Consider the following 8585-nt stretch of genomic DNA (forward strand, 5'->3'; position numbering starts at 1 on the left):
CTCCCGCTCCGGTCGCTCCCGGTCGCGGACGCTCATGGTCGCGGGCGCTCATGGTTCAGGACGCTCACGCCTCGCGCCCTACGCCGGGGCGACGAGCAGCGGCCTCGCCCGCTCCCGCAGCTCCGCGACGCGCGGCTCGTCGCCGTGCGCCTCCAGGCGGTGCAGCAGGTCCCGCACGTACTCGGTGGTGCGGGCGGAGGAGATGCGTCCGGCCACTTCTACGGCGCGCAGGCCCTGCGCGCACGCCGCGTCGAGGTTGCCCGACTCCAGCTCGGCGACCGCGCTGACCACGAGCCGCAGGCCGTGCGAGCGGACGAATTCCTCGGTCGGCCGGGACAGCGCCTGCTCGGTGAAGCGGCGCACCTGGCGCGGCGCCTTCAGGTCGCGGTAGCACTCGGCGGCGTCGGCGGCGAAGCGGTCGTACGAGTAGAAGCCGAGCCACTGCGGGTCGTTGTCGCCGTCCCGGGCGCGCTCCAGCCAGCCCTCGGCGGCCTTGAGCGCGGCCCCCGCGGCCTGCGCGTCGCCCGCACGCGCGTGTGCCCGCGCCTCGATGAGGCGGAAGAAGCTCATGGTGCGGGCGGTGGCGAGCCCGCGGTTGCGTTCGATGGCGGCCTGGGCGAGGTCCACGCCCTCGTCGCCGAAGCCGCGGTAGGTGGCCTGCAGGGACATCGACGCCAGCACGTACCCCCCGAGGGGGACGTCGGCGGCCGCCCTGGCGAGGCGTAACGCCTGGATGTAGTAGCGCTGCGCGGCCTCCTGCTGGCCCGTGTCGAAGGCCATCCACCCCGCGAGGCGGGTCAGTTCGGCCGTCGCGCCGAACAGGGCGCGGCCGACCTCGTCCGAGTACGAGCCGAGGAGCAGCGGGGCCGCCTCCACGCGCAGGCACTCCGGGACCATCGACGAACGCCAGTCGCCGCCGCCGTACTTGGAGTCCCAGCGGCGCGCGTCCTCGGCGGCCTCGCGCAGCTTGTGCACGTCGCTGTGGCCGACGCGCTGCAGCGGCTCGCCCGGGGCGGCGCCCTGCTCGGCGTCGGCCGCGCTCTCGGGCGAGCGCTCCACGGAACTGTCGGCCGGGGTTATGAGCCAGCGGGACGCCGGGGTCGCGTACGCGCTCACGGCGAAGGAGCCGGCCAGGGACTGCCAGATCCCGCCACCGCCGGCCCGGCGGCCGGCGAGGTCCAGGCGGTACAGCTCCGTCGCGGACTTCACCGCCGCCCCGACGTCGCGCGGGAAGGCGAGGCCCACTTCGGGTGCGGGGTCGGCGTCGGCGAGGCCGATCTCGTGCAGCGGCACCGGGCGGCCGAGCTTCTGGCCGATGGCCGCGGCGATCAGATGGGGCGCGGCCCCCTGCGGCACCATGCCCTTGGAGACCCAGCGGGCCACCGAGGTCTTGTCGTACCGAAGCGTCAATCCCCGTTGCGCACCGAGGTCGTTGACCCGGCGCGCGAGGCCGGCGTTGCTGATTCCCGCGAGGGCGAGAACCGCGCCGAGCTTTTCGTTCGGCCCGCGTTGCTCCCTGGACATGCGCCACCCCTCGACACAGACGGCTGCCGCGGCTGTGGCTGACCGGCTTTGGCATAACCACGCGGCATTCGTAAACCCAGCGTAGTTCCCCGCATTCCAAGCGTTAAGGGCCCTGGTTCCGGATGGCGGGATTGTGGTCTGTACAGGAGTACGGACCGTCCCGGTCGTGCTCCGGGCGTGTGGCCGTGCGCCTGCGCGTGCGCTCTTCTCGGACACCCGGGGGAGCGCTTCCATGGGCCGTGCGTGGGTCGGCCCGCTGTGCACAGGAACCAGTGGGCTGGGGGATGCCGCCGCCTTCATCCCCGCGGGCGGCGGAGCGGTCCGGGAGGTGAACGGCGCCTCCCGGACTGTGTGATTCCGTGCCGCACGCGCGCGTTTGTCCGCCCTCGTCCCCGTGGCGTCCGCCTCCGCGCGGTCGCCGAATTGGCCAAATATCGACGGTTGCCGACCGCCCCCGAGATGTCTCAAGTGTCCGAATCCGGGGGCGCGTTGAGGCATGCCCGTGCGCTCCCGTTACCCCTCTTGTGCGCCGTCTTCGTGGCAGCATGGACCTGAGTTCCCGGCAGTTCTGCGGCAGTTCTTCGGTCTCGGTTGTCCACAGCCTGTGGAGGCGGCGATGCGGTGGTTGGTGGGGTGGAGCAGTACCACCGCGAAGACGGGCCCCGCCATGGCGCCCGACGCCCACGAGGGCGGCGAGACCGTGCACCCCGTGGGCTCCCAACTCCTGTGGGGCGACCCGGATCCGCTCTGGGCGGTGGGCGACTGGCGCCCGGACGAGATCCGCGTGGTCAAGGCCGACGACCGTACGAGGGTCGCCGTGCTCGGCACCTGCGGCGCAAGCGACGAGCAGCTGCGCGTCGGCCTGTTCGCGGCCCGCGGCGGCGCCCTGCGGCACCTCACCGCCTGGCCCGGCAGCTACACCGCGGTCGTGCAGGTCGGCCGCCGCATCACCGTCCTCGGCGACCTCGCGGGCGCGCGCCCCGTCTTCCACACCCCCTGGGCGGGCGGCACGGCCTACGCGACTGCCGCCCTGCCGCTCGCCGACCTCATCGAGGCCCACCTCGACATCGGGCACCTCGCCGCCCTGCTCGCCTGCCCGGACGTCCCCGAGGCGCTGCACGAATCCACTCCCTATATGGGGGTGAGCCGCATCCCGCCCGGCCATGCCCTGATCCTGCGCGACGGCGCCCGCGAGATCGCCGGGTACGAACCGGTCGCCTCGCTCGCCGTCGCCGCGCCGCAAATGGACGCCACGCGCGCGGTGGACGGCGTTCGCGACGCCCTGGTCGAGGCCGTGCGGACCCGGCTCGCCGCACCCCGGCACGTACCCGACATCGACCCCGGCCCCGTCCCCGGCATGGGCCCGGCGGAGCGGCGCGGGGCGCGCAGGCCCGTGCCCGGCATCGGCGCCGACCTGTCCGGCGGGCCCGCGTCCGGCACGCTCGCGCTGCTCGCCGCGGGCCTGCCGGGGCTGCCCGGCACCGTCCTCGGCCACGGCACGGGCGCGGGCGAACGGCTCCTCGCCGTCACCTTCAACGACCTGGCGACCGGTGGGCGCGAGGCCGAACTGCAGCGCGCGGGCGCCATCGCCGCGAACCCCCGGCTGCATCACGTAGTGGTGGCGGCCGGCGAAGAGGCCCTGCCGTACGCCGACTTGGACGGTCCCCTCACCGACGAGCCCGGCCCCTCCCTGGTGACCGCCGCCCGGCACCGCGCCCGCCTCTCCTCGGGCAGCGCCGACCACTTCACCGGGCACGGCGCACGCCAGGTGCTCGACGCGCACCCCGCGCGCCTGGCGGACCTCCTGATGGACCGGCGCAGACGCCATCTCGTGCGCCCCGTCGCGGCGTTGGCGAAGGCGGAAGGTTCGGTTCTGGTCCCCGCGCGGGTGTACGCGGCGGCCCGCCGCCTCGCCCGTACGCCGTACCGCTCAGGTATTCAGGACGCCGCCGTACGCCTGAGGGAGGGGCGGTTCGACGAGCCCGAGGGCGCGGTCGGCGCCTCCCTCGCGGCCCTCGCGTGGGCCCGGCCCGGCCCCGCCGCGCGCTGGCTGACCGGTGAGGCGCTCGCCGAAGTATCGGTTCGCCTCGAACAGGCGGCCACCCGCCCCGGCCCGGGGCCCGGCCAGCACCCGGGCGAACTACGCGCGCGTGCCGCCCTCACCCGGCACGCCGCCGACCTGCGCGTCCTGGAGCAGGCCGCCGAGGTCCGCTTCCAGCGCCTGCACGCCCCGTTCCTCGACAACCAGGTCGTACGCGCGTGCCGGGCGCTCCCCGAAGCACTCAGGGTGCAACCCGGCGCACGCGCGGACATCCTGCGCACGGTCCTGGAGGGCGCCGGAGTCGCCGAACTCCCGGACGGCTGGGGCGAACCCACACTCGCCTCGTCCACCGCCGCGGTGGGCACCGGACTCCGCGTCGCCGTCGAGGAGTTGGTGGACCTGTTCGCCGCCCCGCTGCTCGCCCAAGCCGGCCTGGTGGAGGGCCGCGTGGTCCAACGGGCCCTGCGGGAGGCGGCCGACGGCGCCCAGGGCGGACTCGACGGCCTGGCCGAACTCGTCTCCACCGAACTGTGGCTGCGCCGCCTGCTCTCCCGCCGCGGCACCTGCTGGACGGGCACCCCGGCACGCGCGCGTGCGGTCCCATCCGGCATCACCCCGAACAAGGGCCTGCTCGGCCGGCAGCGGGGCGCGCTGGGGAGCGCTTCCAGCCCTAGCGGGGTTTGAGCCGGCAGGCCTCCCCGTCCCGCCCCCCCCGCAGCCCCGTGGCGGCTCGCCCCGCGTGCCGGAAAAGGAGCCGCGGTTGTCAGTGGGGGCGGGAAGAATGTCCTCGTGCGGTACCGAATCCTGGGCGCCACGACGGCGTACGACGAGCAGGGCGCCCCCGTCCCGGTGGGCGGCCCCCGCGTGCGTGCCCTGCTCGGCGTGCTGGCGCTGCACGCGGGCCGTACGGTCCCGGTCGGGACGCTGATCGACGAGGTGTGGGCCGACGAGCCGCCGCGCGACGCGCCCGCCGCCCTCCAGGCCCTGGTCGGACGCCTCCGCCGGGCCCTCGGCAGGTCGGCGGTCACCTCGGCCCCGGGCGGGTACCGACTGGCGGCGGACCCCGACGAGGTCGACCTGCACCGCTTCGAACGCCTCACCCGGGAGGGCACGGAGGCGCTGCACGCGGGCGATCCGGCCACCGCGGCCCGGCAGTTGCGCGAGGCCCTCGCCCTGTGGGACGGCCCCGCGCTCGCCGACCTCCCGGACCGCACGGCCGCCGCCCGCCCCGAGTCCCGCCGACTCGACGCCACGCGCACGCGCATCGAGGCCGAACTGCGCCTGGGCCGCGCCCACGATCTCGTACCGGAACTGCACGAGCTGACCCGGTCCCACCCGTACGACGAACCGCTGCAGGCCCAGCTCGTCCGGGCGCTCCGGGACACCGGCCGGGGAGCGGACGCGCTGGCCGCGTACGAGCGTGCCCGCCGCACCCTCGCGAACGGCCTGGGCACGGACCCGGGTCCCGAACTGCGCGCGCTGTACGGGGAGTTGCTGGCGGAGTGCGCGCCCGCGGGGGCGGACGCCGAGCCTCCGGCCATCGCCCCGGCCGGCCCCCGCCCCGACCGGCAGAGTCCCGACCGAGCCCGTTCCGATCGCCCCCGCCCTCCGCACGGCCCGCCCGCCGGCTGGCCCAAAGCGCCTCCGCAGGGCCCCGAGCGGGGCGGTAACCTGCGGCCGCGGCTGACCTCCTTCGTCGGGCGCGAGCCCGAACTGGCCGCGATCAAGGGCGACTTGGAGCGTGCCCGGCTCGTCACCCTCACCGGACCCGGCGGTTCCGGGAAGACGCGTCTCGCCGAGCAGGCCGCCGCCGGGCACCCCGCGCCCGCCTGGCTCGCCGAGCTCGCCCCGCTCGACCGCCCGGAGGCGGTCCCCGGCGCCGTGGTCAGCGCGCTCGGCCTGCGCGAGACGGCCCTGATGACGAGCGAGCTCGGCCCGGCGCAGGACGACCCGACGGCCCTCCTCGTCGAGCACTGCGCACCGCGCGGCCTGCTGCTCGTCCTCGACAACTGCGAGCACCTCGTCGACGCCACCGCCCGCCTCGCCGAAACCCTGCTCACCCGCTGCCCCGAGCTGCGCATCCTCGCCACCAGCCGGGAGCCGCTGGGCGTGCCGGGCGAGGCCGTGCGCCCTGTCGACCCGCTGCCCGAGCCGACCGCGCACCGCCTGTTCGCCGAGCGCGCCGCTGCCGTACAACCCGGCTTCGACCCCGCCGACGACCCGGACGCCGTGGCGGAGATCTGCGCTCGGCTCGACGGCCTGCCGCTGGCGATCGAGCTGGCCGCCGCCCGCCTCCGGCTGCTCACACCCCGCCAGATCGCCGACCGCCTGGACGACCGCTTCCGCCTCCTCACCTCCGGGAGTCGCACGGTCCTGCCCCGCCAGCAGACCCTGCGCGCGGTCGTCGACTGGTCCTGGGACCTGCTCGACGAGCGGGAGCGCAGCGTGCTGCGCGAGGTGTCCGTCTTCGCGGGCGGCTGGGACCTCACCGCCGCCGAGGCCGTCTGCGGCCCGGACGCGGCGGAGCTGATCGGCGCGCTCGTCGACAAGTCCCTGATCGTCGCCGCCCCCGAGGACACCGCCGCGGGCCGCACCCCGGGGATGCGGTACCGCATGCTGGAGACCATCCACGAGTACGCCCTGGAGCGCGCCGCCGAGGCCCCGGAAAAACGGCACCACGCGCGCGTGCGCCACACCGAGCACTTCCTCGCACTCGTACGGGAAGCCGAGCCGTTGCTCCGTACCGAGGCCCAACTCCCGTGGATCCAGCGCCTGGAGAGCGAGCTCGACAACATCCGCGCGGCCCTGCACCGCACCGTCGAGGCCGGGGACGAGGACCGCGCCACCGAGTTCGCGCTGTCCGTCGGCTGGTTCTGGTGGCTGCGCAACTACCGCAAGGAGGGCGCCGAGTGGACCACCCGCATCCTCGCCCTCGGCACCGACCCGGAGGGCCCGGACGCCGAGCGCGACGCGCGGTACTGGCCCCGGATGCGGATGCGCCTCGGCCGCCTCTTCCTCGTCACCGAGTCCGGCTTCATGGAGGAGCTGAGCACCCCGCAGGCGCGCGCGGAGCTGCTCCGGCTGCGGGACGCGTTCGCGCGCCCGGTGCCGCAGTCCGCGTCGTTCCCCGGACTGCTGTGGCCGTTCCTGGAGTTCGTGCTCGACGACCACGGCGACCGCACCGCCACGATGGACCTGGTCGTCGACACCTGCCGGAAGTACGGCGGCCCGTGGGAGATCGGCGTCGCCCTGATGTTCCGCACGCACACGGCCGTCGACCTGCACGGCGGCATGACCGGCATCGACGCCGACCTGGCCGAGCTGCGCGCCCTCTCCCGCCAGGTCGGCGACCGCTGGATGCGCGCCCAGGTCTCCAGCGCGGCCGGCGAGACGGCCATGGCCCGCGGCCGGTACGAGGAGGCGCAGGGCGAGTACGAGGAGGCGCTGCACCTCGCGTACGAGGTGGGGGCGTACGCGGAGGCCCCGTTCCTGATCGCCCGCCTCGGCGAGGTCGCGTACCGCTCCGGCGACACGGCCCTCGCCGAGCGCGCCCTCGCGGAGGCGGACGCGGAGTCGGATCGGTACGGGGCGGGGGACGCCCGCGCGTTCGTACGGGCGATGTCCGCGACGATCGCGTTCGAGGAGGGCGATCTGGCGCGGGCCCGGCGCGAGTGCGAGGCGGCCCGCCGGGAGGGCGAACGGGCCACGCCGCCCCCGCAGTTCGACGCGGCCGTCGCGAACCTCGACGGCCGCATCACGGCCGCCGAGTCGACGCCGCGCGCGGGGCTGCCGCTGATCGCGGAGGGGCTGCGCCGCGCGGTCCCGGCGCACTGCACGGAACTGGTCCTGGCGACGCTCACCGAGAGCCTCGCGGTGCTGCTGCTGGCCCTGGACGACGCCCCGCGCGCGGCCCGCCTCCGCTCGGCCGCGGACACGTGGCGCGCGGGCCGCCCCCGCTCGGTCCCGGAACGCACGGAGGCCGACCGACTGGAACGCGACCTCCGCTCGGCGCTGGGCGAGCAGCGCTACGCAGCGGAACGCGCGGCGGGATCCGACCTCACGCCGGAGGAAGTGGTGGCCGAAGTGGGGGTTGCGGAGGGGGAGTTGGGCTTGAGGTAGGGCGAGGGTGGCGGCCCGATCCGTCTACTCGCAGGCAATCCTGCTAGACCCGTCTACTCGCAGGCGACCCTGTTAGACCCGTCTACTCGCAGGCGATCCGCGACTGGGCCCAGTCCGCCAGCGCCACCGCTTCGAATTCCGATTCCGGTTCGACGACCAGCTGCAGTGTCTTGCGGCCGGTCAGGTCCACATGCACCGGCACCGCCGCGTCCCCGCCGCGCACGACCGGCGAGCTCCACATCGGCACCCCGTCGGCGAGCACCGAGAACCGCACCGCGCCGAGCCCCATCGTCATGTCGTCCACACCCACGAGCGCGTCGTACGAGCTGCAGGTGCGGTTGAGGTCGATGGTCAGGGACGAGCGGGCGTGCACGGTGATGCCATGGCTGTACTGCGTACCGCCGATGCTCAGGTTGCGGCGCTGCCAGAACCAGCTGGACTCGCCCATCCGCACCTCGGGTTCGGTGCCGTCGCCGAGGACGCTGTACTCCAGCTCGTTCACCGGGTACACCTTCGGCTCCTCCTGCGGTGGCGGGGAGGGCTTCGAGGGGCTCGGCTCCGGCGGCGGAGTCGGTGTGGGCGTGGGTGTCGGGGTCGGGGTGGGCGTCGGCGTCGGGGTGGGTGTGGGGGTCGGCTCCGGGGAGGGCTCCGGCGCCGGGGGCTCCGGCTGCGGCTCTTCCGGTTCCGGTTCCGGTTCGGGCTGCTGCGGCTGCGCGGGCTGCGAGACCGAGGGTTTCGGGGCGGGCTTGGCCTCCGGCTCGGGCTCGGCGCCGGTGAGCGCCAGGGCTACGGCGACCCCGGCGGCCACGACCACGCCCGCCGCGATACCGGCCTTGGCGGGCGCGCCGAGTCCTTCCGCCGCAGCACCGCCCGCCGCGCCGGACGTGCCGCCCGCTGCCGC

4 protein-coding genes are annotated in these 8585 nt (G+C 75.5%); 2 read left to right on the plus strand and 2 right to left on the minus strand.

Annotated elements, in window-relative coordinates:
- Positions 1 to 78 precede the first annotated feature (78 nt).
- Positions 79 to 1524 carry an MFS transporter gene (locus ACIDOF_RS13605; protein ID WP_409006077.1) on the minus strand — a complete coding sequence of 482 codons (1446 nt, stop codon included), beginning with the start codon at positions 1522 to 1524 and terminating at the stop codon, positions 79 to 81.
- A 616-nt stretch (positions 1525 to 2140) separates the two neighbouring features.
- Between ACIDOF_RS13605 and ACIDOF_RS13610 the strand changes: the two genes are divergently transcribed.
- Positions 2141 to 4249, plus strand: coding sequence for an asparagine synthase-related protein (locus ACIDOF_RS13610; RefSeq protein WP_409006078.1), 2109 nt, complete (start codon positions 2141 to 2143; stop codon positions 4247 to 4249).
- 105 nt (positions 4250 to 4354) lie between these two features.
- Positions 4355 to 7684 carry an AfsR/SARP family transcriptional regulator gene (locus ACIDOF_RS13615; protein ID WP_409006079.1) on the plus strand — a complete coding sequence of 1110 codons (3330 nt, stop codon included), beginning with the start codon at positions 4355 to 4357 and terminating at the stop codon, positions 7682 to 7684.
- An 82-nt stretch (positions 7685 to 7766) separates the two neighbouring features.
- Here ACIDOF_RS13615 and ACIDOF_RS13620 read toward each other — a convergent pair.
- Positions 7767 to 8585 (minus strand): NPCBM/NEW2 domain-containing protein (locus ACIDOF_RS13620; protein ID WP_409006080.1); only part of this gene is annotated, 819 nt, incomplete at its 5' end.

The organism is Streptomyces sp. Da 82-17, assembly GCF_046098215.1.
In the GTDB taxonomy this organism is placed as follows: domain Bacteria; phylum Actinomycetota; class Actinomycetes; order Streptomycetales; family Streptomycetaceae; genus Streptomyces.